Here is a 26,460-nt window from a genome sequence, read left to right as displayed (position 1 = left end):
CGCGGGTAAAGAGCCACTTTCGCGCCGGATGGCGGCTGCGCCTTATCCGGCCTACGGTCCGTGCCATTGTGAGCTTAAGAGCTCTATCTTGTACCCATGGTTACTGAAACTGTCCGTTACCCGGGCTACCAAACCGCACAGTGCTGTAGCCCCGGTAAGCGGTAGCGCCACCGGGGATTTTGAGGCCACCAGTTTGTAGCCCGGATTAGCGTAGCGCCATCCGGGAACATTATTAAATCCAGGCCGGGCGAGGCGTAAGCCGCCGCCCGGCATATGCTCAGAGCCTCCACTCCGTTCCTTCGACGCCATTCACCAGCAGTTTGCGTTTTTCTCCCGCCGGTAATGACAGCTTCAGCGCTTTCCACGCCGGGCGATAATTGCCGCGGGCGTTGACCTTCAGGTTGATAGTGCTGCTGTCGCACGCCATTTCCCACTCCAGCCACAGCGCATCGCCCTGTTTATAGCCCCAGCTTTCGCCGTCATCCTCAAACAGTAGACCCGAAGTGGTTCCGACGCCTTTCAGCGGGAACAGCTGCAGTTCGCGGCGATCGTCCTGTTGCGCAGCAACATGGCGGATGCGCTCGCTGAGCGGCAGTCCGGCCCCGGCGCGCACCAGCAGCGGCAGCGTTTCCAGCGGCGCGTCGAGGGTGACCCACTGGCCGCCGGCGAACCACTGGTGGCTGTAGAAATCGTACCATCCGGCCTGATTATCCGGCAGCCACACCTCACGCTGGCGGGCGCCAGGCTCGACCACGCTGGCCACCAGCAGATCGCGCCCCAGCAGGAAGTCATCGCATTCGGCGAAGGTCTGCGCGTCGTGCTGATGATCGAGGAAGGTCGGGCGCAGCATCGGCTCGTCGTCAGCATGCGCCTGCCACAGCAGGGTGTACAGATAGGGCAGCAGGCGGTAGCGCAGCTCAATAGCGGAACGAATGGCCGGGGTGACGGCCGGATACATCCAGGCTTCGTTGACCGTCTGGTCGTCATTCCACGAATGAATAGTAAAGCGCGGGTGCATCACGCCGTTTTGTACCCAGCGCACCAACAGCTCCGGCTCAGGTTGATCGCCGGAGAAACCGCCGACGTCGTGGCCGACGTTAAACAGCCCGGAAAGGCTCATGCCCAGCCCCATGCGGATGTTATAGCGCAGCGTATCCCAGTTGGTGCGGTTATCGCCGCTCCAGGTCTGGACGTAGCGCTGCATCCCGGCGCAGCCGGAGCGGGAGATGAGATACGGGCGCTTTTGCGGCGCAAAGCGCTGCTGGGCCTCCATCGAGGCGCGCATCATCAGCAGCGGCATCACCGGGCGAATATGCTTGATGGCGATTTCGCGGCCAAAGCCGTAGCAGCGCGCTTCGCCGTCCCACACCTCATACTCGTTATTATCGTTCCAGGTCGAATCAATGCCCATCTCCAGCAGCTGGCTGGTGACCCCTTCCTGCCACCAGGCCACGGTTTGCGGATTGGTAAAGTCGAGATGCGATCCTTCATCGTCCCAGAAGCTGGAGCGCTCCGGAGCGTCGGTTTGCGAATCGCGCACGAAGAGACCGCGCTCCGCCACCTCGCCATAGCGCGGATGGTCCTGCAGCAGGCAGGGTTTGATATTGGCGGCCAGCTTCAGCCCGGCGTCGTGGAACGACTGACTCATCACTTTCGGCTGCGGCACCTTGTCGTGGTTCCAGTTAAAGACGTAGCGCTTGCCGTTAATCGAGGTATAGCCGGAAGAGAGCTGGAACGAATCGCACGGAATAGCGTGCTCATCGCACAGGCGGATGAAGTTCATCAGCTGATTTTGCGCATCCGGCGCGTCGGTATAGTGCATGGTCGAGCCGCTGTAGCCGAGGCTCCATTTGGGTCCGAACAGGGTTTTACCGGTCAGACGGACGAAGGCTTTGGTCACATCCAGCACCTGTTTACCGGTGAACAGGTAGTAATCGATATCGCCAGCTTCCGCCTGCCAGCGGCGATAGGCGGTATGATAGTTGTCGATTTCGTTACCCAAATCCAGCCAGCAACTGCTCAGGTTGTCGTAAAACAGGCCATAGCTAACGTCGCTGCGTTGCGTGATGGTGAACGGAATATGTTTATACAGCGGGTCGGTGCTGGCGGCGTTGTAGCCCATGGCATCAAGGTTGCGCATCTCATACCGCTTACCGGTGCGCTGCAGGTCGCCGGCCTTTTCGCCCAGGCCATAGAAACGCTCGTCTTTGCGGCGGCTCAGATAGTGGGCGACGCCATCTCCGTGGGCATTGGCCAGATAGGCGCTGGTGGGGCGGTCGTTGGCAAGCTGCTGCCATTCCCCGGCGTCGTCGCGATAGCTCCACTCCAGCCACAGCGGCTGATGGACGGTGACGCGCAGCTGGCGGGTGGCGATGGTCAGCGTATCGTCCTCCTGGGTCAGCTGCCAGGCCGGGAGACTAAAACCGCTGAGGTCATCCCGGGCGCGGCCTTCCCACGGCACATCCTGCTGCGGAGCGATGCTCCAGGTGCGATCCAGCGCCAGCTGGCCCTGGCGTTTCAGCAGCACGCGGAATAGATTCTCTTCCAGTACGTACAGGCACAGGGTGTGCTGGCCATCGACCGTCAATTCAACGTGATGCTCCAGCTGTTGATGCAAACTCCAGTGTTTCAACGTCTTCATATCTTACATCCACTCTCAGGCGCGCTTGGCGCGACGTTCAGCAATAAATGCCACCAGGAAAACGGCGCCAATCAGGTCAAAGAAACCCATGGCGATGAACAGCGGGTTGAAGCCAATTTTGTCGGCGGTCACCCCGATTAATAACGAGAACAGGAAGCTGGCGATCCACGCTGCGGATCCGCGCATACCGTTCACCGTCGCCATTTGTCCCTTGTCGAACGACTCCACCACCAGCGCGCTGAGCATGCAGGAGATGATCTGATGTCCGAAGCCGCCAATGGAGATCAGGACGATGGTGATATAGGGATCGCGGGTGATAGCGACGAGGGCCAGGGAGATCATCAGAAACGCGCCGGTCACCGAGCTGGCGATCACCGAGTTGACTCGCGTACAGCCGAACCAGCGAACGTACAGGCGGGTGAGGTAGCCGCTGACCACGCTGCCGAGGTCGGCGGCGAGGAAAGGCAGCCAGGCGAACATGGCGATCTGCTTGAGATCCATGCCGTGCTCTTTGGCCAGGTACAGCGGTACCCAGAAGCTCAGCACCGCCCAGGCGGGCTCGGCCATAAACGCGGGAATGGCGATCCCGTAGAAACGTTTATTCTTCGAGACGGTTTTGAGTGCGGTAAAGAAGGGCTGTTTCACCGGTGGCGCTTCGTTATCCTGCTTGATGTACTCCAGCTCGCTTTTGCTGAGGTTGGGGTGCTTTTCCGGGTTCTGATAGAAGGCCCACCACAGCACCACCCACAGCAGGGCCAGCGCGCCGGTAAACATAAACGCCCCCTGCCAGCCGAAGGAGGCATGGGCGAAGTAGATGATCGGCGGAGCGAGCATGGCGCCGATGGAGAACCCGACGCCAGCCCAGCCGGCGGCGATTGGCCGTTCAGACTTCGGGAACCACTCGCCGATGGTCTTGGCGTTGGCCGGGGTGGCGGCCGCCTCGGCCCCGCCCATAAAGAAGCGCAATATCGCCAGGTGCAGCCAGCTGCCGGCCCCGGCGTGGGCGATACAGGCCAGCGCCCACAAGGTGGCGCAGATCATAAACCCGAGCTTCAGGCCGATGACGTCGATAAGCCAGCCACAGAGCGGCTGGAAAATCGTGTAAGCCAGCTGAAACGCGCCGACGATCCAGGAATATTGTTCGGTGGTAATGCCGAGCGTCGCTTTCAGTTCCGGGGCGATAATCCCCAGCGAGTTGCGTGTGATGTAGTTGACGGTGACGCCAAGTAAAAACAGGACCAGCACCCACCAGCGCAGGTTTTTTACCACCCGGCGCGTTTTGCTGACCGCGATATCATTGTTGAGGCCTTGACTCATAGCACACTCCACATGACGTTAGTAGGGGGAAAGTGACGACCTCAATCCTTGAGTGGCCACGTAGTGTTATTAACTATTTGAATAGTCTATTTTTTTATCTCAACATCATTGGTATAACTAGTATGGGAGATGTTGGACCAATTCAGGCTAAGGGAGAAAAAACGGCGGGCAAAGTGCTATTTATGCAAGTTTTTTCATGAAATGACCGGGATCTCAAATTTTGCGCTGTCATTTGCTTACAGGGAGCGCTTTGGCGATTATGAAAATTCTTTCATTTTCCAATCGGAGCTGGATCACAAAATGGATAAAAAGCTGCGCGTCGCCGAAATCGCTGCCCGCACTGGGCTGTCGGCCAGTACCGTTTCGCGCGTCCTGGCCGGAAAGGCGAATACCAGCGACAAGGCGCGCCGGGCGGTGCTGGAGTGCGCCCGCGAGCTGGGGGTCATGCAGGGGCTGGCCGCCGGGCGTCTGCTGCTCAATAATCTGCTGGTGTTTGCCCCGCAGCGCGCCTTCGATGAGCGGTCGGATATCTTCTACTACCGGGTGATCCAGAGCATCAATAACGCGCTGGCGGCGCATGAAGTGCGCCTGCGCTACTGCGCGCTGGACGAAAACGACAGCGACGCCAATCTGTTTCTTGCCCGCATGAACGAAGCGGAGACCCAGGCCGCGGTGCTGCTGGGGATCGACGATCCGCATATTCATGGCCTGGCGGCGGATCTGGGTAAACCCTGCGTCTTGATAAACTGTCGGGATGAAGGGATGCGGTTGCCGTCCATTGCCCCCGATCATCGTTTGATTGGCCAGTGCGCCGCCCGCTATCTGTTTGATATGGGGCATCGGGTGGTGATGAACGTCATGTGTTTGCGCCGCTATACCATGGAGCTGCGGCTGGGGGGGATCGAGGAGGCGTGGCGCGCGCGCAATTTGCGCTTTACCGCCAGCCGGGATCTCATCAGCGTCGCCAACTTTAGCGCCAGAGAGACCGAAGAGCAGGTGGGGGCCTGGCTTGATGGCTTACAGGGCAGGCCGTTGCCCACCGCCTTCCTGGTGGGCGGCGATTTCATGGCCGCCGGCACGGTCAGCGCATTGCAAAAGCGCGGCCTGCGGGTGCCGCAGGATGTCTCGGTGATGAGCATCGACGGGTTTAATCTGGCGGCGATCCAGGAGGCGCCGCTGACCGCGGTGCATGTGCCGCGGGATGAGCTGGGCAGCGAGGCGGTGCACCTCCTGCAGCAGCGCCTGCTGCGCCCGGAGGCGCCGCACGGTTCGCTGCTGCTGCACGGCACGCTGGTGGTGCGCGATTCGGTACGGCGGATCCGGCCGGGCAAAGGCCATACCGCCGTGGAGCCGCAGGGGCTGTATGACGATTAAACCGGGATACCCAGCGCCCGTTTGCCGTGGATGTTCAGATCCTCCAGGGTGAAGCGCCCCTGCCAGCTGGCCTCATAGTCCTCGCGCGGGAAATCACCCGGCGAGGCCCCTTTTTCCAGAGCGATTTTCACTTTCTGCGCGTAGGCGAGGTTCTTCTCGCACATCGGCGCCGCCGGAATGTACATCACATTGCCCCAGCCCTGCTGATTTTCCACCGGCGCCACCGAGTGAATGACGTCGCAGTGCCACCAGACGGAATCGCCAGCGTTCAGCGCCGGGATCGAACTGAGGGCTTTGATCAGCAGCGGGTGCCACTGCTCAGAGATCGGCAGCACTCTGCCCGGCGCGACGCCGCACAGCTCATCCTCCGGCACATCGTCAAGCAGTGGGCGCAGTAGAACATAAGCCATCGCCTCGGGGATCGGCACCACGTGCAGTAGCCCCTGACCCGGGATCATGTCCGACAGCGCGGTCCAGCCCTGGAAAGTGCGGAACACTGAGCATTTGGTGGTGTTGTCGACGGTGTACTCTTCCACTTCCGTACGGTGCGCGGCGTCCCACGGATCGTAAGCGTCGACATGACCGTTAAACACGTTGGCGAAGACCTGCTGGTAGGCGGGGAGCAGCCAGCGCTCCAGCGCACCGGAATCGGTATGCGCGCCCAGCCCCTTCGAGGTGGTTCCCGGCGGACGGCGGCGAATGCGGTCAGGGTAAATGACGCTGACGTCCGGATCGAACCAGCGCTTGCCGTCCTGCTCAAAGCGCCACAGGCGGTTGAGGAAGGACTGCGCCGCCGCCATTTCATCGCTCTGGCGGGCCTGCATTTGCGAGGGCGACCAGTAGATGGGATAGATTTCCGGCCGCGAAGCCTCCAGCGTACCGAAGAAGCTGTCGCCTGGCCCTTTGTAGACCTCGTCGAAATGGTTCAGATCCAGATATTCCAGCATCGCGGTATCCCAGGCCAGCGCCTGTTCGCGCGGAAAGTGGCCTTTGATCACCGCGCAGCCCCGACGCTTAATGGCCGCGCGCTGGGCATCGCTCACGGTTCCCTCGGCGATATCGCGGAACGGAATGGTTGGCCAGACCTCCTGGCCTGCGGCTTTCAGCGTCTCAATTTCCTGCAGGCGCTCGCTGATGCGCGCTGAGAGCTTATCGAACACCGCCTGGACGTCGCCGATTTGCGCCCGCAGCGCCTGCTTCATCTGGCGAATCGCCGCTTTGTGGTCGGCGGGGAGTGTTTCGTGGGTCGGGAGAGCAGCCATAATAACCTCGCTGTATCTTTCATTCGAAAGTATTAAATCTTACAAGCGTTAATTTAAGTTAAAATGGAGTTAATGCAAGTTTAAAATCTTGCTGCGGCGCACAAAATGGACAAGCCGGGGCGTGCAGCCCCGGAGAGCGGTCAATCGTTGAAGGGAGCGCGGTTATCGAGGACGGCCTGAATGACGTTCAGCGCGCCGTCATGGTTATTATCGTCGGTCGCGTATCCGGCGATAGCCTTAATGCTGTCGGCGGCGTTACCCATGGCGAAAGCGTATTTCACCAGCTTCAGCATTTCGGCGTCGTTGCCGCTGTCGCCGATGGCCACGCACTGCTGCGGCGACAGGTTCCAGCGCTTGAGCAGGCGGCTGATGCCGTTGGCTTTATGCAGACCGGGAATAATCAAATCGACAAAGCCAAAGCCGCTGGTGACCGGCTTCATAATGCCGTCGAGCGAGACGTGCAGTTTATCGATCAGCTGCGGGATCTCGCTGTCCGGCAGGTTCAGAGAAAATTTGAACAGCGTATCGTCGATGGCGTGATAGTCGCTTACCCGCTGCAGACGGTGGTAGTGCTTTGACATCAGGTCGACGAAGGCGTCCGGGGCGTTATCGCTCACGTAGGCGCTGTGCAGGCCGCAGGCGACGAAGTTCAGCTGCGGATCTTTGAGTAATTCGCCAATCACCACCTGCGATTCGTGGCGGGTCAGTTCGCCGTGGAACAGCTGCTTACCATGCTCAAAGACCAGCGCGCCGTTTTCGGCGACGAACGAGATCTGCTCGCGGATCTCCGGGAAGAAGGAGATCAGCTGATAGTACTGGTTGCCGCTGGCGACAACGAATTCAATGCCGCGCTGCTGCAGCTGGGCGAATTGCGCCAGAAACCGTGAGCGGTCGTAGGTTTTGGCGTCATTGAGAAAAGTTCCGTCCATATCGGTGACGATAACTTTAACGGTCATAAGGGGATGCTCCTGGCTTAACTTCGACCAGTAACATTCTAATTACAATGTGATGGGGAGCACAAATTTATTTCGAATGAAAGTTCACGCATTCAGAAAATGCCGGGAGTCGGCCTTGCCTTTCCCGGCCAGCAGGACAGGGGAGGCCCGCTAAGCGTCGCGCCAGCGGGCCTGAAGGGCTACAGCGTATGCTCGGTACGGGCGATAATATCGTCCTGGGTATCCGGCGACAGAGCGGTAAAGAACGCCGAGTACCCGGCGACGCGCACCACCAAATCGCGGTACTGATCAGGATGTTTCTTCGCCTCCAGCAGCGTGTCGCGCGAGACAATGTTGTACTGGATATGCCAGCCTTTATGCACCTCGAAGAAGGTGCGCAGCAGCACCATCAGCTTCTGCTTGTCGGACGCGTTTTCCAGAGTGGACGGATTCAGCTTCTGGTTTAGCAGCACGCCGCCGAGGATCGCCCCGGTGGGCAGTTTACCCACCGAACTGATGACCGCCGTCGGTCCCAGATGGTCGGTTCCGGAGGCCGGGCTGGCCCCTTCCGCCAGCGGAGTGTGCGCTTTACGGCCATCCGGCGTCGCCATGGTCTGCGCGCCGAACGGAACGTTGGCGGAGATAGAGGACGTGCCGGCGTAATAGTTGCCGCCGATCGGGCCGCGGCCATAGCGCGGGTTGTGATACTGCTTCAGCTCGTCGATATAGGTCTGGTAGGCCCGCGCCAGCAACGCGTCCACGCTGTCATCATCGTTACCGTACTTCGGCGCGCCGTTGATCAACCGCTGGCGCAGCTGCTCGTGGGTCAGGCCGTCAAAATCTTCCGCCAGCGCCTTCGCCAGTTCCTGCTGGCCGATAACGCCCTGATCGAAGACCAGCTTTTTCACCGCCGCCAGGCTGTTGCCGAGGTTGGCGATGCCCACCTGCAGGCCGGACACCCAGTCATACTTAGCGCCGCCCTGCTTAATGCTCTTCGCCCGTTCGATGCAGTCGTCCACCAGCGCCGAACAGAGAATATCGTGGACGTTCTCTTCCAGCATAGTATCGACCACATACTCAATCTCAATCGACTTACGGGTGTAGTAGCGGATCTGGCGGTCCCAGTCGGCCAGCACCTCGTCGAAGTTAGCGAAGTTGCCTTTCGACAGGGCGTGCTCCTGCGGCAGGAACACCTGGCCGCTGGTGGCATCGCGGCCGCCTTCCAGCGTCGCCAGCATCACCCGCGCGAAGTTGATAAAGCTCATGCCGGTGCAGCGATAACCCCATTTGCCGCCGACCGCGGTTTCGATGCAGCCGATGGCCGCATAATCGTAGGCATCCTGCGGCTCGATTCCCAGCTTGATAAATTCCGGGATCACGATCTCGTCGTTATTAAACGCCGGCATGCCGAAGCCGCAGCGGATCACCTGGACGCAGGCGTCGAGGAAGTCGTTGCTCATTCCGGCGTGGTAGCGCACGCTGAGGTTCGGCTGGGTCGAGCGCAGACGACCGCAGGATTCCAGAATGGCGTACGACAGCGGGTTGACCGCGTCCTGCGGCTGGCCGTCCACCAGGTTCTGGCCGCCGATGGTGACGTTCTGGTACAGCGGGCTGCCGGCCGAGGCCTTGGAGTGCGAGCCAGAGCGGATCTTGTTGACCTCCAGCAGCTTCAGCCAGCAGCTGTGCAGCAGCTCAATGGCCTGTTCGCGATCCAACGATTGCTGCAGCTCAACGTCGCGGCGGTAGTACGGATAGAGGTACTGGTCCATGCGGCCAAAGGAGACCGAGTGGCCATTGGATTCAATCTGCAGGATCAGCTGAATGAAGTAGCACAGCTGCAGCGCCTGCCAGAAGGTCTTCGGCGGCTCATGGGCGATGATGTCGCAGTTTTCGGCAATCGCCAGCAGCTCATCGCGGCGTGCGTCACGGGATTCTGCCGTCGCCATCTCGCGCGCCAGCGCGGCAAAGCGTTTGCTGTGGTCGCTGACCGCCGCCAGCACAATATCAATCGCTTTCAGGAACTGTTCGCCGTGCAGGTCTTCCAGCACCGTCAGGTTGATGCGCGACCGGCGTTCGGCGACTTTCGCGCGCATGCCGTCCAGTCCTTTCTCCAGCAGCAGCGGGTAGTTGACCGCCAGGTGAGCGTCGCCGGAGGTCATGTTGCCCTCGGCCTTAATAATGCCGGTGGCGAGGAGCGCTTTCTGCTCATCGGTAAACATGCCGTAGCAGCGGTCCTGCACGGTCTGGCCGCGCCACCACGGGCACACTTCGTGCAGTATGCGCTTGTTCTCTTCGCTGACCGCGAAGCCGGCGCCGGGGCGGTCGGCGAGATCGTCGATCTCTTTCTCGATCCAGCTGACGGTGTATTCCGGGAAGATCGGCGCGGCGCGCACTTCGCTGGCCTGGTTGCCGACGATCAGCTCATCGTGCTTGATCCAGATGGTGCGCTCGGCCAGGTGGTGAGCGAGGGCCAGGGCGCGGCGCACCGGGATCGGCTTATCAAGATGCTGCTGATACATCTCGGTATAGTGTCGGGCGCGTTCGGTACAGACCGGCGGCTTGACGATATGCACCAGCGCCATTTTATGGGCCTGGATACGGGCGCTGAGGGTGTTGAGTTTCAGGGTAGTCATAGGGGTTATCCTCGTAAGATCGCCGTTAGCCCCTTGCTCCGCGCATAATCCTGCGCAAAGGCGAGCAGCTCGGGAGCATCCAGCGGTTTATCCGGTGCGGTGTAGGGCTGACTGAGTAACTGGTATTTATTCATTCCCAGCGTGTGGTAGGGCAGGAAATGGATTTCGCTGACCCGCAGGCGGTCGGCGGCAAAATCAGTGATGGCGGTAATGTCGGCTTCGCTGGCGTTGAATCCCTGGATTAACGGCACGCGAATAATGATGTTTTTCCCCGCCAGCGCCAGGCGCTGCAGGTTGTCCAGCACCCGGCGGGCGCTGCCGTCGGTCCACTGCCGGAAAACGGCCTCGTCGACGTGCTTCAGGTCGGCGAGAAACAGGTCGATGAAGGGTAAAGCCGGCTCAATGTATTTCCACGGTACGTGCAGGCAGGTTTCCACCGCGGTATGGATACCCGCCTGATGGCTGGCCTCCAACAGCGCCTGCGCCAGGGCCGGGTTCATAAAGGGTTCGCCGCCGGAAAGGGTGATGCCGCCGCCGCTGCGATCGTAAAAGGGTTTATCGCGCAGCACCGTCGCCATGATCTCCTCGACGCTCTTCTCCTCGCCGCACACCGTGAGCGCGGTGGTGGGGCAGCAGTCGCGCAGCGCGGCGATATGGCTGTCGTTAACGTGTTGCCGGTGAATGATCAGACCCTCGAGGGTGCGGGTGATAACCGCCGGCGCCGCCTGCTGGCACAGCTCGCAGCCGGCCAGGCACAGGCGCGGGTCATACAGCAGGTCTTCGCTGCGGGCGCGGCTCTCCGGGTTCTGGCACCAGCGGCAGCCCAGCGAGCAGCCTTTCAGGAAGACGACGGTGCGGATCCCTGGGCCGTCATGGGTGGAATAGCGCTGGATATTGAAGATCATGGCTTACCCTCTTGTTTGCGTATGAATATAAAAACACTTTCAAATGAAAGTTATATTGACGCAAATCAACAAGCGGGATGGCGATAATCGCCAGGGGATAGAATAACGGCAGAGGTCACAACTTCACCGGCGACGACCCTCGCCGGCGGCTGAACGTTAGCGCGTACCGCATACCTCGCACTGCGGGTGGCGCATCAGCTTCATTTCACGAAACTGGCAGGTCATGGCGTCGTACATCACGATTTTCCCGCTGGCGGGCGTGCCGTAGCCGGTCAACAGCTTAATGGCCTCCATCGCCTGCAGGGAACCGATAGTGCCCACCAGCGGGGCCATCACGCCGGCTTCGACGCAGGTGAGGGCGTTTTCGCCAAACAGGCGGCTCAGGCAGCGGTAGCAGGGTTCGCCCTCCTGATACGTGAAGACGCTGATCTGCCCCTCCATACGGATCGCCGCCCCGGAAACCAGCGGGGTTTGGTGGCGGAAGCAGCCGGCGTTGAGCTGGTTACGAATGGCGACGTTGTCGGTGCAGTCGAGCACCAGATCGTGCCCGGCAATCTGCCCCGCCAGCGCCGGTTCGTCCAGTAAGGCATTGAGCGGCACCAGATGAACGTGCGGATTAATGCGCGCCAGCGCCTCACGGGCGGAGTCCACCTTCGGCTGGCCGATGGCGGCGTCGCTGTGCAGCGTCTGGCGCTGCAGATTAGAGAGCGAGACGGTGTCGAAATCGAGCAGGGTGAGCTGCCCCACCCCGGCGGCGGCCAGATACTGCGCGGCGGCGCAGCCAAGTCCGCCGAGGCCGACCACCAGCACCCGAGCGGCCTTTAGCCGCTCCTGGCCGTCAAAATCAAAACCGCGCAAAACAATCTGCCGGTTATAGCGCAGCATCTCTTCATCGCTCAGCTCCACGGCCATTACAGCCCCCCAAACAGATGGCTGAACGGTTCGACGTCGACCCATTCGCCCGCTTCAACGTGGCCGCGCTCGCGCTCCAGCACGATAAAGCAGTTGCCGAGGCTGAAAGAGCTGAAAATGTGCGAGCCCTGATGACCGGTGGTGGTCACCACCAGCTCGCCGTCCGGGTTGCGCTGCAGAATACCGCGCTGAAAATCGAGGCGGCCCGGGGACTTTTTCAGCCGCGCGGCGGCCCGCACCCGCAGGCGGGTCGCCTGAAGCGGACCGTGCTTACCGGAGAGCTTCGCCAGCAGCGGCTGTACCAGCTGACAGAAGGTGACGGTGGCGGAAACCGGGTTGCCCGGCAGGCCGCAGAACCAGCTGCTGCTGAGCTTGCCGAAGGCGAAGGGTTTGCCCGGATTGATCGCCAGCTTCCAGAAGCCGATCTCCCCCAGCTCTTCAAGAATGGTTTTGGTGTAGTCGGCTTCGCCCACCGAGACGCCACCGGAGCTGATGACCACGTCGGCCTGCTGGTCGGCGGCGATAAAGGCCTCACGCAGTTGCGTCGGATCGTCAGGAATAATGCCGAGGTTAATGACCTCGCAGCCCAGCTGTTCGAGCATCAGATGCACCGCCAGGCGGTTGGTATCGTAAATCTGGCCGTCGCCAAGCGGTTGACCCGGCAGCTGCAGCTCATCGCCGGTCGAGAAGACCGCGACGCGAACCTTGCGCACCACCTCGACGTCGGCAATGCCCAGCGAGGCCAGCACCGGCAGCTCGGCTACCGTCAGCGGCGTACCCGCCGGGAAGACCACCGCGCCGTGGGCGATATCTTCCCCGCGGCGGCGAATATGCTGCCCGGCTTTCACCGGCGCGGCAAAGCGCACGCCGACGTCGGTCTGTTCGGTCTCTTCCTGCATGACCACCGCGTCGCAGCCCGCAGGCACCGGCGCGCCGGTCATGATGCGGATACAGGTGCCGGTGGGCCAGGCGTCGTGAAACGGTTGGCCCGCAAAGGCCTTCCCGGCGACCGGCAGGGCCGCGCCGTCGTTGAGGTCGCTCAACCGGACGGCATAGCCATCCATCGCCGCGTTATCAAAGCCGGGGACATCCAGCGGGGAGATAATGTCATGGGCGGTGACGCGCGCGAAGGCCTGCAACAGCGGTACAGTTTCCGTCGCGCTCAGCGGCGTAATACGATCGAGCATCTGGGTGAGGGCTGTGTCGAGCGGCATCAGTCCGGCGGTAAAATCCATGGGTCACTCCTGCGGGCAAAACGGCGAAAACGCCTATTATGGCAGAAAAGCGGCGCGGGCTGTATGCCACCTGGGTACGAGGCTTTACATCGACCGCCGCTCTTTCTATATTCAAAAATTGTATAAGGCATTCAGCAATATAATGATATCAATACCCTTATTCCTGACGTGACCGGCGCCGCGACGCGGTACGACAGGGCGGGGGCTATCCACTTCATCGTTAAGGACTGGCGAAATGGGCAAGGCGGTTATAGCAATTCACGGCGGCGCAGGGGCGATTTCTCGCGCGCAGATGACGCCGGAGCGGGAGCGGGAGTACGTGGCGGCGCTGTCGGCTATCGTCGAAAGCGGGCAGAAAATGTTGGCTGCGGGCGCCAGTGCGCTGGATGCCGTGACCGAGGCCGTCCGTCTGCTGGAGGAGTGTCCGCTGTTTAACGCCGGGATGGGCTCGGTATTTACCCACGATCAAACCCACGAGCTGGACGCCTGCGTGATGGACGGCTACAGCCTGCAGGCGGGGGCGGTGGCCGGGGTCAAACATCTACGTAATCCGGTGCTGGCGGCGCGTCTGGTGCTGGAGGAGAGCCCGCACGTGCTGCTGATCGGCGAGGGGGCGGAAAATTTCGCCTTCTCCCACGGAATGGCGCGCGTCGATAACGATCTCTTTTCCACCCCCGAGCGTCTGCTGCAGCTGCAGGAGGCGAAAGCGGGCGGGGAGATCATCCTTGACCATCACGCCGCTCCGCTCGACGAACGGCAGAAAATGGGCACCGTCGGGGCGGTGGCGCTCGATCTGGCCGGCAATCTGGCGGCGGCGACCTCCACCGGCGGCATGACCAACAAACTGCCCGGACGCGTCGGCGACAGCCCGCTGCCGGGCGCGGGGTGCTACGCCAACAACGCCAGCGTGGCGGTCTCCTGCACCGGCACCGGCGAAGTCTTTATGCGTACCCTGGCGGCCTACGATATCGCCGCCCTGATGGAGTACGGTCAGCTCAGTCTCTATTCCGCCTGCGAGCGGGTGGTGATGGAGAAGCTGCCGGCCCTCGGCGGCAGCGGCGGGCTGATTGCCGTCGATCGCGAAGGCAACGTCGTTTTACCGTTTAACAGCGAAGGCATGTACCGCGCCTGGTGCTATGCCGGCGATACGCCGACCATTGGCATTTATCGCGAATAGAACAAGGGAGAGGAGAGTGCCGCAAACTCACGAAACGGATACCTGCGAAGTACTGGTGGTGCGCAACCTGAACGTGGCGTTCCGCCAGCAGGATGCGCCAGAGGTGCAGGCCGTGCGTCAGCTTTCCTTCAGCCTGCGTCGCGGCGAGACGCTGGCGATTGTCGGGGAGTCCGGTTCGGGAAAATCGGTCACCGCGCTGGCGCTGATGCGTCTGCTTGACGCCGCCAGCAGCGAGGTGAGCAGCGAGGGGCTGTGGCTGCGACGGCGCAACCGGCAGGTGATCGCGCTCAATGAGCAATCGGAGGCCGAAATGCGCCGGGTACGCGGCGCGGATCTGGCGATGATTTTTCAGGAGCCGATGACCTCGCTGAACCCGGTATTCACCATCGGCGAGCAGATCGCCGAATCCCTGCGCCTGCACCAGGGGCTGGGGCGCGAAGAGGCGCTGCGCGCGGCGAAAAAGATGCTCGACCAGGTGCGTATTCCCCAGGCGGAAGAGATGCTCTCACGCTATCCGCACCAGCTCTCCGGCGGTATGCGCCAGCGGGTGATGATCGCCATGGCGCTCTCCTGTCGGCCGGCGGTGCTGATTGCCGACGAGCCGACCACGGCGCTGGATGTCACCATTCAGGCGCAAATTTTGCAACTTATCGCCGTCCTGCAAAAGGAGATGGCGATGGGGGTAATCTTTATCACCCACGACATGGGGGTGGTGGCCGATATCGCCGATCGGGTGCTGGTCATGTATCGCGGCGAGGCGGTGGAGACCGGCAGCGTCGAGGAGATTTTCCGTTCCCCGCAGCACCCTTATACGCAGTCGCTGTTGGCGGCGGTCCCCCGGCTGGGGGAGATGCGCGGTCAGGATCTGCCTCGCCGCTTTCCGCTACCGGGGCAGCCGCTGGCGGAGACAGACACGCCAGACACGGTGGTGGTGGGGGAGCCTATTCTGCAGGTGCGCGATCTGGTGGCCCGTTTCCCGGTGCGCGGCGGACTTCTCAATCGCGTGACGCGCGAAGTGCATGCGGTGGAGAAGGTGAGTTTTGATCTCTGGCCGGGAGAGACCCTGTCGCTGGTGGGGGAGTCCGGCTGCGGCAAGTCGACCACCGGGCGGGCGCTGCTGAGGCTGGTTGAGACCCAGGGGGGGACCATTACCTTCGATGGTCAGCGGATCGATACCCTCTCCGGCAGCAAGCTGCAGTCCCTGCGGCGCAATATTCAGTTTATTTTTCAGGACCCTTACGCCTCGCTCGATCCGCGCCAGACAGTCGGCGATTCGATTATGGAGCCGCTGCGGGTGCATGGCCTGCTGGACAGGGAGGCGGCGCGCGAGCGGGTCGCCTGGCTGCTTAAGCGCGTGGGGCTGCAGCCGGAGCATGCCTGGCGCTACCCCCATGCCTTTTCCGGCGGCCAGCGGCAGCGGATCTGCATTGCCCGCGCGCTGGCGCTTAATCCGAAGGTGGTGATTGCCGATGAGTCGGTGTCGGCCCTGGATGTCTCCATTCGGGCGCAGATTATCAATCTGATGCTCGACCTGCAGCGCGAAATGGGCATCGCGTTTCTGTTTATTTCCCATGATATGGCGGTGGTGGAGCGCATCAGCCACCGCGTGGCGGTGATGTATCGCGGCCGGATTGTCGAAATCGGCCCGCGCCGCGCGGTGTTTGAAAACCCGCAGCACCCCTATACCCGTAAGCTCATGGCCGCCGTACCGGTGGCCGACCCGGCCTACCGTCATCCGCAACGGGTCCTGCTGTCAGATGACGTTCCGGGCAATATTTATAAGCGGGGCGAGGAGATCGCCAGCCCGCCATTGCAGCAGGTTGGGCCGGGCCACTTCGTCGCCCGCGACGCCGCCGATGTGCTGGGCAGAGCATAACAACACATAACGCACCTTTTCAGGAGAACACGATGACACAACCTGTTTCACGCAAATGGTGGCTGGCGCTGAGTATCGCGGCGGCCCTGGCGAGCGCCCCCGCTTTTGCCGCCAAAGATGTGGTGGTGGCGGTCGGGTCTAACTTCACGACGCTCGACCCCTATGATGCCAACGATACCCTGTCGCAGGCGGTGGCGAAGTCCTTTTATCAAGGCCTGTTCGGCCTTGATAAAGAGATGAAGCTGCAAAATGTCCTTGCCGAGAGCTACACCGTATCGCCGGATGGCCTGGTGTACACCATCAAGCTGCACAGCGGGGTGAAATTCCAGGATGGCACCGACTTTAACGCCGAGGCGGTCAAGGCTAACCTCGACCGCGCCAGCAACCCGGAAAACCATCTTAAGCGCTATAACCTGTATAAAAATATCGCCAGCACCGAGGCGGTCGATCCAACCACGGTGAAAATTACCCTCAAGCAGCCGTTCTCGGCGTTTATTAATATTCTCGCCCATCCGGCGACGGCGATGATTTCGCCGGCGGCGCTGAAAAAATATGGCAAAGATATCGGCTTCCACCCGGTGGGCACCGGGCCGTATAAGCTCGATACCTGGAACCAGACCGACTTCGTGAAGGTCAGCAAGTTCGATGGCTACTGGCAGCCGGGGCTGCCGAAGCTGGATTCCATTACCTGGCGACCAGTGGTCGATAACAATACCCGGGCGGCGATGCTGCAGACCGGCGAGGCGCAGTTCGCCTTCCCGATCCCCTATGAGCAGGCGCCGCTGCTGGCGAAAAACAGCAAACTGGAGCTGGTGGCCAGTCCGTCGATCATGCAGCGTTACATCAGCATGAACGTGACGCAGAAGCCGTTCGATAATCCGAAGGTGCGCGAAGCGATCAATTACGCCATCAACCGCCAGGCGCTGGTCAAGGTGGCGTTTGCCGGCTACGCCACCCCGGCGACCGGCGTGGTGCCGCCGTCGATTGCCTACGCCCAGAGCTACCCCGCGTGGCCTTACGATCCGGCGAAAGCGCGCCAGCTGCTGAAAGAGGCCGGCTACCCCAACGGGTTTAACACGACGCTGTGGTCGTCACATAACCACAGCACCGCACAGAAAGTGCTGCAGTTTACCCAGCAGCAGCTGGCGCAGGTGGGCATTAAGGCGCAGGTGACGGCGATGGACGCCGGTCAGCGGGCGGCGGAAGTGGAAGGTAAAGGGCAGAAAGAGAGCGGGGTACGGATGTTCTATACCGGCTGGTCCGCCTCCACTGGCGAAGCCGACTGGGCGCTGTCGCCGCTGTTTGCTTCCCAAAACTGGCCGCCGACCCTGTTCAACACCGCCTTTTACAGCAACCCGCAGGTGGATAGCGCACTGAGCGAGGCGCTGAAAACCACCGATCCGCAAGAGAAAACCAAACTCTATAAAGCGGCGCAGGATATTATCTGGAAAGAGTCGCCGTGGGTGCCGCTGGTGGTGGAGAAACTGGTCTCTGCCCACAGCAAGAATCTCACTGGCTTCTATATCCAGCCGGACACCGGCTTCAGCTTCGAACAGGCAGATTTAACACCGTGAAGGTCGAGATGATGCCCTCCGGCACGGGTGGGAGGAGGGCGGTTTTTCCGCGGGGCGGGTGGTGGAGGTACGATGCTCAACTATGTGATTAAGCGCCTGCTGGGGCTGATCCCCACCCTGCTAATCGTCGCGGTGCTGGTGTTTCTCTTCGTCCATATGCTGCCCGGCGATCCGGCGCGGCTGATTGCCGGACCGGAAGCCGACGCCCAGGTGGTGGCGATGGTGCGCCAGCAGCTGGGGCTTGATCAGCCGCTGCATGTCCAGTTTTGGCACTACATCACCAACGTGCTGCGCGGCGATTTTGGCATGTCCATGGCCTCGCGGCGTCCCGTTGCCAGTGAGATAGCCAGCCGCTTTATGCCCACCCTGTGGCTGACGCTGGCCAGCATGAGCTGGGCGGTGCTGTTTGGCATGGCGGCGGGGATCGCGGCGGCGGTGTGGCGCAATCGCTGGCCCGACCGTCTGGGAATGGCGCTGGCGGTGAGCGGCATTTCGTTTCCGGCCTTTGCCCTCGGCATGCTGCTGATGCAGGTGTTTTCGGTTGAGCTGGGTTGGCTGCCGACGGTGGGCGCCGACAGCTGGCGGCACTATATTTTGCCTTCGCTGACCCTTGGCGCGGCGGTGGCGGCGGTGATGGCGCGCTTTACCCGCGCGTCGTTCGTCGATGTGCTGCATGAAGACTATATGCGTACCGCCCGGGCGAAAGGGGTGAGCGAAACGCGGGTGGTGCTCAAGCATGGTCTGCGCAATGCGATGATCCCGGTCGTCACCATGATGGGGCTGCAGTTCGGTTTTCTGCTCGGCGGCTCGATCGTCGTGGAGAAGGTCTTCAACTGGCCGGGGCTGGGGCGACTGCTGGTCGATTCGGTAGAAATGCGCGATTACCCGGTGATTCAGGCGGAAGTGCTGCTCTTTTCGCTGGAGTTTATTCTTATCAATTTAGTGGTGGATGTGCTGTACGCGGCCATAAACCCGGCTATCAGGTATAAGTAAGGTGCGATTGCTTAACTGGAGAAGGCAGGCGGCGCTGAACGCCATGCCGGGCATCAGGCCCGGCGAGATCCATACCCCCTGGCATGAGTTCTGGCGGCGCTTTCGGCGTCAGCCGGTGGCCATGGGCGCCGGTATTTTTGTGCTGTTGCTGATTGCGGTGGCCATCGTCGCCCCATGGATAGCGCCGTACGATGCGGAAAATTATTTTGACTATGACCGGCTTAACGAGGGGCCTTCGCTGGTGCACTGGTTCGGCGTCGACTCGCTGGGGCGCGATATTTTCAGCCGGGTGCTGGTGGGCGCGCAGATCTCGCTGGCCGCCGGGGTGCTGGCGGTGCTGATTGGCGCGGCCATCGGTACGGTGCTTGGGCTGCTGGCCGGCTACTATGAGGGCTGGTGGGACCGGCTGATTATGCGTCTGTGCGATGTGCTGTTCGCCTTTCCGGGGATCCTGCTGGCGATCGCGGTGGTCGCCGTCATGGGCAGCGGGATGGCCAACGTGATTATCGCCGTGGCGATCTTCTCGATCCCGGCGTTCGCCCGGCTGGTGCGCGGCAATACTCTGGTATTAAAGCAGCAGACTTTTATTGAATCGGCGCGCAGTATTGGCGCCAGCGATGCCACCATCCTCTTCCACCACATCCTGCCGGGGACGGTGTCGTCAATCGTGGTTTATTTCACCATGCGCATTGGGGTATCGATTATTTCGGCGGCCAGTCTGTCGTTTCTCGGCCTCGGCGCGCAGCCGCCCACGCCGGAGTGGGGTGCCATGCTCAACGAGGCGCGGGCGGATATGGTGATGTCTCCGCACGTGGCGCTGTTTCCGGCGGTGGCGATTTTCTTGACCGTGCTGGCGTTTAATCTGCTGGGAGATGGCCTGCGCGATGCGCTGGATCCGAAGTTAAAGGGGTAGGGGACGTCGGGGGACGGTCTGGCGCACGACGGGGGGATAAGCTGCATCGGTTGCCCCTTTCTCATCCGGGAAAATCGTTTATCACGTGTGGCGTCAGCGCACATTGCGCTCCCGGTTAATTTTCTGCGTTATGTCTCTTACGGCGCAGGGAGCGCACAGGGGGCGGCCAGTCGCCGCCGCCCCCTGTACCCCCGGGCTCCGGCCAGCAAAATCGCCACTGCGTGGTGCCTTCGACTTTTCCCTGCAGGCTTCGGGTCGGGCCGAGGCAGCGTCCGTGCAAAACACGGCCCTCAGCCCGCATCCATGCGGGCTGCCCCGGCCTTCCGGGAACGTCTCAGCGATTTTGAGGCCGTCAGCACCGGCAGTTTCAGCAACCATGGTGAATAAATTAACGACAGGTCGTAAGAACCCCAGGCCGGGTAAGGCGCAGCCGCCACCCGGCATAAAAGTGGCTCCGTGCCCGCTGTCATCGCCCGGTGGCGCTGCGCTTACCGGGCCTACGATGTGTCAGCCTGTGAGGGGACCCCGTAGGCCGGGTAAGGCGGAGCCGCCACCCGGCATAAAAGTGGCTCCGTGCCCGCTGTCATCGCCCGGTGGCGCTGCGCTTACCGGGCCTACGATGTGTCAGCCTGTGAGAGGACCCTCCAGGCCGGGTAAGGCGTAGCCGCCACCCGGCAAAATAACGGCGCAACAGGGTTGCCTGGAAGGTTATCGGCGCTGCGCTTGCCGGGCCTGCGAGGTATGAGCCTGTGAGAGGACCCTGTAGGCCGGGTAAGGCGGAGCCGCCACCCGGCATAAAAGTGGCTCCGTACCTGCTGTCATCGCCCGGTGGCGCTGCGCTTACCGGGCCTACGATGTGTCAGCCTGCGAGAGGACCCTCCAGGCCGGATAAGGCGCAGCCGCCACCCGGCAAAATAACGGCGCAACAGGGTTGCCTGGAAGGTAATCAATGCTGCGCTTGCCGGGCCTGCGAGGTATATGCCTGTGAGAGGACCCTCCAGGCCGGGTAAGGCGGAGCCGCCACCCGGCATAAAAGTGGCTCCGTGCCTGCTGTCATCGCCCGGTGGCGCTGCGCTTGCCGGGCCTGGGGGGGAGCCTACGGGAGGACCTCCAGGCAGGGGAATGCGATAAGCCGCTATCCGGGAAGCTGGACTAGATCCGGGTTCCCCACAGATCGTATTCGTCGGCGTGCTCGACTTTCACCCGCACCACGTCGCCCGGCTTAACGCGGGTTTCGCCGTTCAGGTAGACCGCGCCGTCGATTTCCGGGGCGTCGGCCATGCTGCGGCCAATGGCGCCTTCTTCATCCACTTCATCCACCAGCACCAGGATTTCGCGGCCCACTTTTTCCTGCAGACGCTCGGCAGAGATCTGCTGCTGCAGCTGCATAAAGCGGTTCCAGCGCTCCTCTTTCACCTCTTCCGGCACCTGGTCCGCCAGCTCATTGGCGGTGGCGCCTTCAACCGGGCTGTACTTGAAGCAGCCGACGCGGTCGAGACGCGCCTCTTTCAGGAAGTCGAGCAGCATCTGGAAATCTTCTTCCGTTTCGCCCGGGAAGCCCACGATAAAGGTGGAGCGCAGGGTCAGATCCGGGCAGATTTCACGCCACTGCTTGATACGCGCCAGCTGACGGTCCGCGGATCCTGGACGCTTCATCAGCTTCAGGATACGCGGGCTGGCGTGCTGCAGCGGAATATCGAGGTACGGCAGAATTTTGCCTTCCGCCATCAGCGGGATCACATCGTCGACGTGCGGGTACGGGTAGACATAGTGCAGGCGCACCCAGATGCCGAGCTTCGCCAGCTCTTCGCACAGGCTGACCATGCTGGTCTTCACCGGCATACCGTTGTGGAAACCGGTGCGGTGCTTGACGTCGACGCCGTAGGCGGAGGTGTCCTGCGAAATCACCAGCAGCTCTTTCACGCCAGCGTCAGCGAGGCGTTTGGCTTCCGCCAGCACTTCGCCAATCGGACGGCTCACCAGATCGCCGCGCATGGACGGAATAATGCAGAAGGTGCAGCGATGGTTGCAGCCTTCGGAAATTTTTAAGTAGGCGTAGTGGCGCGGCGTCAGCTTAACGCCCTGTTCCGGCACCAGGCTCAGGAACGGGTTGTGCTTCGGCTTTGGCGTATAGTGGTGGACGTGCTCCAGCACCTGCTCATAGCTGTGCGGACCGGTGATCTCCAGCACCTTCGGGTGCACTTCGCGGATCTGATCCTCTTTTGCGCCGAGACAGCCGGTGACGATCACCTTGCCGTTCTCTTTCAACGCTTCGCCGATCGCTTCCAGCGATTCCTGCACAGCGCTGTCGATAAAGCCGCAGGTGTTAACGATCACCATATCGGCGTTGTCGTAGGTAGGTACGACGTCATAACCTTCGGTGCGCAGTTCGGTCAGGATACGCTCTGAGTCCACGAGGTTTTTCGGGCAGCCCAGGGAGACGAAGCCGATTTTCGGCTGGTGCGTGACATTGCTCATAGCTTAAAAAGTGTTCAATTATTGGAATGGTCAGGGCAGGAATTCTACAGATCTTTGCGAAAAAGAGTATAGCTCCGTCACGGTTAATGGTGAAAAAGCGCACCCAACCCTGCCTTTCACGACCCTGCCGCTACAGCGGATCCCGCACGCCCCGGGGCAGAGGGGCGGGAAACGCTTCCGGCACGCCGTGCGCGCGGGCGGCGACTTATGCCCGGCGTTGCTGCCGGGTGGAGACTTATTGCGCCGGGGTGACGGCCCCGGAGGGGGCGACGCCGGGCTTTTTCGGCTCGCGCTTATCCTGCAGCGTGAAGACAGAGATCAGAGTAAAGAGCCCGGCGATGCCGCCGAGGATCAGATAGGTGTCGGCGAAGCCAATGGTATCGTACAGATAGCCCGCCAGCGGCGAGTAGATGGCGGTGGCGATCGAGGCGACAAACAGCACCAGTAAATAGACTGTTGAAGAGAGCTTGTGGTCGAAGTTGGCGGCGATGAATTTAAAGACCGACACCAGAATTAACGGTTTCTCCAGGGCATGCATCATTTTTACTGCGCCAATCCACACCGGGCCGAGAGGCACCGCCGAGCCAGCAATACGTACCGACATGATCAGCCCGGCAATGATCAGCGCCCATTTGGCGCCGGTCCGGTTAACAAACCACGGCATCAGGCATAAGAACAGCGTTTCGCCGCACACCTGAATGGAGGCGAGGATCCCATACCAGCGGTTGCCTTCCTCCGGCGTCGGGAACTGCAGCGAGAAGTACTGGGCAAATTGCTGATCGTAGGTGTCATAAATCTGCGTGACGAACAGGGTAAAGATCAGCAGCATCCAGAACTGGCTGTTCTTCGCCAGCTCAAGGGCATGGGAGACCTTCAGCGATTCGCTCCGCGCCACATCGGCGTCAGTTAATTCGATTTTGGTCAGCATAAAGCAGACGGCGGCGATGACGATGGCGAGGCTGGCGAGCCAGAAGGCCAGATTGGGATTGCTGTCGATATATTTACCGACGATCCAGGCCGCGGCCGCCCAGCCTAACGAGCCCCACATCCGCACCCGACCGTATTCGAACTGGTAGCGGCGGGAAATTTTATCGATATAAGAGTCGATCACCCCGCAGCCGGAGTTAAAGATGATCCCCAGATAGATGCCCCCCAGCAGCGCGCCAATCCAGAAGCTGTGCATCAGCAGCGGCGCGTAAACGTAGATAAAGAAGGGGCCTACCGGCAGGAGCAGCGCCACCAGCAGCCAGATAAGGCGTTTTTTCAGGCCGAACTTGTCGGAGATAAAGCCGAAGAAAGGCTGCATCAGCAGGGCGATAAAGGCGTTGACCGAATAGAGCAGGCCGGTTTTCGTGGCGCTGATGCCAAGATGCTGGGTGGTCCAGATGACAAAGAAAGCCATGGTCGACGACCAGGCGAACAGGTAGAGGAAATCGAAAAGACTCAACAGAAGGTAGTTTCTTTTACCGGGCGTCATGGTTCAGTTCCTTGCAAATGGGCAGAGAGATTATCAGCGAACCGCGGTCGCTGTTTTTATTAAATGTTATACGTATTACATTAATGATTTGTTATGGCATCCTGACTGGCGATCGCGCAATAGCGCCAGCAATATAATGTGATCATTGCAGCACTATTTTGGCCTTTTTATGGCGGCGAATGCGAATTAATTTCTTTGTGAAATCAAATGTGATCGTATAACATAATCTTTGTTATATACCTGACAATGCGGCAAGGTTGTTACATTGTAAAGGGTGTTAAAGGCTTGGGAATAATTGACCTGGCGCATCATTTTGTACAAAAAATAACCGTATTATGGATGAGGTAAAGGACGACAGAGGAGGAACCGTGATGACCGTTGACAGACTATACCGCCACCTTTTGCAGAAGCTCATTAACGCCAATATCGATATTGACGCCTGTCTGCAGCTGCGAAAGGCCAAAGGCTACATGTCAGTCAGCGAAAATGACCATCTGCGTGAAAACTTGTTTGAGCTTTGCCGTGAAATGCGTGCCCAGGCGCCGCGCCTGCAGAATGTCATTTCACCGGAGGAGAGGGATGCCCTTCGTTTGGCCGGCGAGTCCGTCGCCGCCGCTGCAGTATGCCTGATGAGCGGACATCATGATTGTCCGCTGTACATCGCTGTTAACGTAGAGAAGCTAGAACGCTGTCTGACAGGATTGACTTCAAATATTCATAAATTGAATAAATTGTCGCCAATCCCTCATGCCTGATCGGCTGAAACTCAGGGGAAGTGGACGCTTCCCCTGTTAAAGGTTATGTAAAAATCCCCGCGCAAATTTCCCCGCTGGCTACCCTTTAGCGCAGAGCTGACGAAAGGAGAATGCCATGCGTCCGATCCCGCTGCTGTTGCTATTGAGCGCCCTGTCGCTGCCGGCCCTGAGCCAGGCCGCGGTGCGGGTGGAAGTATTGCAGAACCGGCTGGCCCATCCGTGGAGCCTGGCGTTTCTCCCCGGCGACCAGGGCATGTTGATTACTCTGCGCGGCGGCGAGCTCAAGCGCTGGCAGCCGGGTAAAGGCCTGTCGGCGCCGATAGCCGGCGTGCCGCAGGTGTGGGCCAACGGCCAGGGAGGCTTACTGGACGTGGCGCTGGCCCCGGATTTCGCGCAGTCGCGGCGGGTGTGGCTAAGCTATGCGGAGAGCGACGCCAGCGGCAAAGCGGGCACCGCGGTGGGCTACGGGCAGTTGAGCCAGGATGCCACGCAGCTGACGAACTTCACCGTGGTGTTTCGCCAGCAGCCGAAACTCTCCGTCGGCAATCATTTTGGCGGCCGGCTGGTGTTCGACGGCAAAGGGCATCTGTTTATTGGCCTCGGGGAGAACAATCAGCGTCCCACCGCTCAGGATCTCGGCAAGCTACAGGGAAAAGTGGTCCGTCTGACGGAGACCGGGGGCGTTCCGACGGATAATCCCTTTGTTGGCCGGGCCGACGTGAGGCCGGAGATCTGGGCCTACGGCATCCGCAATCCGCAGGGTATGGCGATGAATCCGTGGAGCGGGGCGCTGTGGCTGAACGAGCATGGTCCGCGCGGCGGGGATGAAATTAATATCCCGCAGGCGGGAAAAAACTACGGCTGGCCGCTGGCGACGCACGGCATTAACTACAGCGGCCTGCCCATTCCGGAGGCCAGGGGCAAGACGGTGCCGGGGACCGAGCCTCCCCTGTATGTCTGGCCGGTCTCACCGGGAGTGAGCGGGATGGCCTTTTACGCGGCGCAGACCTTTCCCCAGTGGCAACATAAGCTGTTTATCGGCGCGCTGAAGGAGACGTCGCTGATTGTTCTGGCGGTGGACGGCAATCAGGTCCGCGAGGAGGAGCGCCTGCTGGAGGCGCGCGGGAAACGGATCCGCGACGTCCGCGTGGGACCCGACGGCTATCTGTATGTGTTAACCGACGAGTCTAACGGCGAGCTATTGCGGCTGAGTCCGGAGAGTTAATTTCAGGTGACCGGGATCTGCACCACTTCGCGCCAGGCCGGACGCTGGCTAATCTGCTGGTACCAGCGCTGCAGATGGGGACGCGGTTGCCAGCTGTCGAGGATCGACAGCAGGTTGTAGACGAAGGGGGCGACGGCAATATCGCCAAGGCCGAACTGCTCGCCGGAGAGCCACGGCGTTTTCGCCAGCTCGTCATCCAGCATGGCGAACAGCGCTTCGCAGGCGCTGATCCCCGCGGCGATGGCCGCCGGGTCGCGTTGCTCCGGCGGCGTCCTCACCAGGCCCATTAACACCGGGCGATGGGCGGGAGAGAGCGTGCCGTTGGACCAGTCCATCCACTTATCGCCTTGCGCGCGCTGCGCCGGCGCGGCCAGCCACAGACGGTCAGCGCCATACTGGGCGGCAAGGTAGCGAATAATCGTATTTGATTCCCACAACACCACCCCGGTGGCGTCGTCCTTTAACAGCGGCACCAGCCCGTTGGGGTTCATCGCCAGATATTCCGGGTCACGATTGAGACCAAACTCCAGCCCGGCGAGGATCTGCTCATACGGCAGATCCAGCTCCTCCAGCACCCAGCGCACTTTCTTCACGTTGGTCGAGTTATTACGTCCCCACAGTGTAATCATTTTCGCTCCTGAGTTTGTTTCACTGCCGTTGCAGCGCGATCGGCGATCATGTTGGGATAAAGTTAATATTTAGGCAATCACGATCAAAAAAATTGTTCTGATTAAAGCACAGCGGCATGTTATTGCGTAAACTTTAAAAACTTTACCAA

General features: G+C 60.8%; 19 protein-coding genes. 8 read left to right on the top strand and 11 right to left on the bottom strand.

Annotated elements, in window-relative coordinates:
• Positions 1 to 277: 277 nt before the first annotated feature.
• Both ACOI7D_RS04370 and ACOI7D_RS04365 read right to left on the bottom strand, forming a co-directional pair.
• The gene (locus tag ACOI7D_RS04370; RefSeq protein WP_109546511.1) at positions 278 to 2,641 is read right to left on the bottom strand and encodes a glycoside hydrolase family 31 protein; all 2,364 of its coding nucleotides are present in this window, start codon (positions 2,639 to 2,641) and stop codon (positions 278 to 280) included.
• A gap of 15 nt (positions 2,642 to 2,656) precedes the next feature.
• Positions 2,657 to 3,958 carry an MFS transporter gene (locus ACOI7D_RS04365; RefSeq protein ID WP_004886240.1) on the bottom strand — a complete coding sequence of 434 codons (1,302 nt, stop codon included), beginning with the start codon at positions 3,956 to 3,958 and terminating at the stop codon, positions 2,657 to 2,659.
• Positions 3,959 to 4,258: 300 nt separating this feature from the next.
• Here ACOI7D_RS04365 and ACOI7D_RS04360 point away from each other — a divergent pair, with 300 nt between their 5' ends.
• Positions 4,259 to 5,332 (top strand): LacI family DNA-binding transcriptional regulator, encoded by a 1,074-nt coding sequence (locus tag ACOI7D_RS04360; RefSeq protein ID WP_109547558.1) that lies wholly within the window; start codon positions 4,259 to 4,261, stop codon positions 5,330 to 5,332.
• Here ACOI7D_RS04360 and ACOI7D_RS04355 read toward each other — a convergent pair.
• From ACOI7D_RS04355 to moeA, 6 genes are all read right to left on the bottom strand, one after another.
• The gene (locus ACOI7D_RS04355) at positions 5,329 to 6,594 is read right to left on the bottom strand and encodes a DUF1479 domain-containing protein (protein ID WP_017900150.1); all 1,266 of its coding nucleotides are present in this window, start codon (positions 6,592 to 6,594) and stop codon (positions 5,329 to 5,331) included. The genes ACOI7D_RS04360 and ACOI7D_RS04355 overlap by 4 nt on opposite strands.
• Before the next feature lie 140 nt (positions 6,595 to 6,734).
• Positions 6,735 to 7,550: a Cof-type HAD-IIB family hydrolase gene (locus ACOI7D_RS04350; RefSeq protein ID WP_109546510.1), complete on the bottom strand. Its 816-nt coding sequence runs from the start codon at positions 7,548 to 7,550 to the stop codon at positions 6,735 to 6,737.
• 179 nt (positions 7,551 to 7,729) lie between these two features.
• A complete protein-coding gene (locus ACOI7D_RS04345) occupies positions 7,730 to 10,162 on the bottom strand; it encodes a formate C-acetyltransferase/glycerol dehydratase family glycyl radical enzyme (protein WP_109546509.1) in 2,433 nt (810 codons plus the stop codon).
• A gap of 5 nt (positions 10,163 to 10,167) precedes the next feature.
• Positions 10,168 to 11,067 (bottom strand): glycyl-radical enzyme activating protein, encoded by a 900-nt coding sequence (locus ACOI7D_RS04340; RefSeq protein WP_109546508.1) that lies wholly within the window; start codon positions 11,065 to 11,067, stop codon positions 10,168 to 10,170.
• 156 nt (positions 11,068 to 11,223) lie between these two features.
• Positions 11,224 to 11,979, bottom strand: a complete 756-nt coding sequence (gene moeB / locus ACOI7D_RS04335; protein WP_109546507.1) for a molybdopterin-synthase adenylyltransferase MoeB — start codon at positions 11,977 to 11,979, stop codon at positions 11,224 to 11,226.
• Positions 11,979 to 13,214, bottom strand: coding sequence for a molybdopterin molybdotransferase MoeA (gene moeA, locus ACOI7D_RS04330; protein WP_281166440.1), 1,236 nt, complete (start codon positions 13,212 to 13,214; stop codon positions 11,979 to 11,981). Before moeA ends, moeB begins: the two co-directional genes overlap by 1 nt.
• 235 nt (positions 13,215 to 13,449) lie before the next feature.
• Between moeA and iaaA the strand changes: the two genes are divergently transcribed.
• The 5 genes from iaaA (at position 13,450) to gsiD (ending at position 19,747) form a co-directional block, all read left to right on the top strand.
• Positions 13,450 to 14,391 (top strand): beta-aspartyl-peptidase, encoded by a 942-nt coding sequence (iaaA, locus tag ACOI7D_RS04325; protein WP_023288966.1) that lies wholly within the window; start codon positions 13,450 to 13,452, stop codon positions 14,389 to 14,391.
• A 16-nt stretch (positions 14,392 to 14,407) separates the two neighbouring features.
• Positions 14,408 to 16,267 carry a glutathione ABC transporter ATP-binding protein GsiA gene (gene gsiA, locus ACOI7D_RS04320; RefSeq protein WP_050532938.1) on the top strand — a complete coding sequence of 620 codons (1,860 nt, stop codon included), beginning with the start codon at positions 14,408 to 14,410 and terminating at the stop codon, positions 16,265 to 16,267.
• Between the two features lie 32 nt (positions 16,268 to 16,299).
• Positions 16,300 to 17,841: a glutathione ABC transporter substrate-binding protein GsiB gene (gene gsiB / locus ACOI7D_RS04315; RefSeq protein ID WP_044521865.1), complete on the top strand. Its 1,542-nt coding sequence runs from the start codon at positions 16,300 to 16,302 to the stop codon at positions 17,839 to 17,841.
• Between the two features lie 72 nt (positions 17,842 to 17,913).
• A complete protein-coding gene (gene gsiC / locus ACOI7D_RS04310) occupies positions 17,914 to 18,834 on the top strand; it encodes a glutathione ABC transporter permease GsiC (RefSeq protein ID WP_004886274.1) in 921 nt (306 codons plus the stop codon).
• A gap of 1 nt (position 18,835) precedes the next feature.
• Positions 18,836 to 19,747 carry a glutathione ABC transporter permease GsiD gene (gene gsiD, locus ACOI7D_RS04305; RefSeq protein WP_023288969.1) on the top strand — a complete coding sequence of 304 codons (912 nt, stop codon included), beginning with the start codon at positions 18,836 to 18,838 and terminating at the stop codon, positions 19,745 to 19,747.
• Positions 19,748 to 20,899: 1,152 nt separating this feature from the next.
• Here the strand turns inward: gsiD and rimO are convergent.
• A complete protein-coding gene (gene rimO, locus ACOI7D_RS04300) occupies positions 20,900 to 22,225 on the bottom strand; it encodes a 30S ribosomal protein S12 methylthiotransferase RimO (RefSeq protein ID WP_023288970.1) in 1,326 nt (441 codons plus the stop codon).
• Between the two features lie 235 nt (positions 22,226 to 22,460).
• Positions 22,461 to 23,702, bottom strand: a complete 1,242-nt coding sequence (locus ACOI7D_RS04295; RefSeq protein WP_032455236.1) for an oligosaccharide MFS transporter — start codon at positions 23,700 to 23,702, stop codon at positions 22,461 to 22,463.
• Positions 23,703 to 24,073: 371 nt separating this feature from the next.
• Between ACOI7D_RS04295 and bssR the strand changes: the two genes are divergently transcribed.
• Positions 24,074 to 24,457, top strand: a complete 384-nt coding sequence (gene bssR, locus ACOI7D_RS04290; protein ID WP_281166441.1) for a biofilm formation regulator BssR — start codon at positions 24,074 to 24,076, stop codon at positions 24,455 to 24,457.
• A 115-nt stretch (positions 24,458 to 24,572) separates the two neighbouring features.
• Entirely contained in the window at positions 24,573 to 25,682 is a 1,110-nt protein-coding gene (locus ACOI7D_RS04285) for a PQQ-dependent sugar dehydrogenase (RefSeq protein WP_072421950.1), read from the top strand.
• Positions 25,683 to 25,684: 2 nt separating this feature from the next.
• Here the strand turns inward: ACOI7D_RS04285 and ACOI7D_RS04280 are convergent, their stop codons facing one another.
• Positions 25,685 to 26,311, bottom strand: a complete 627-nt coding sequence (locus tag ACOI7D_RS04280; RefSeq protein ID WP_044521882.1) for a glutathione S-transferase family protein — start codon at positions 26,309 to 26,311, stop codon at positions 25,685 to 25,687.
• Between the last annotated feature and the right edge of the window lie 149 nt (positions 26,312 to 26,460).

The sequence above is a fragment of the Klebsiella sp. C360 genome (assembly GCF_048822415.1).
In the GTDB taxonomy this organism is placed as follows: domain Bacteria; phylum Pseudomonadota; class Gammaproteobacteria; order Enterobacterales; family Enterobacteriaceae; genus Klebsiella; species Klebsiella quasipneumoniae.
This window is presented reverse-complemented; position numbering and strand designations above follow the sequence as displayed.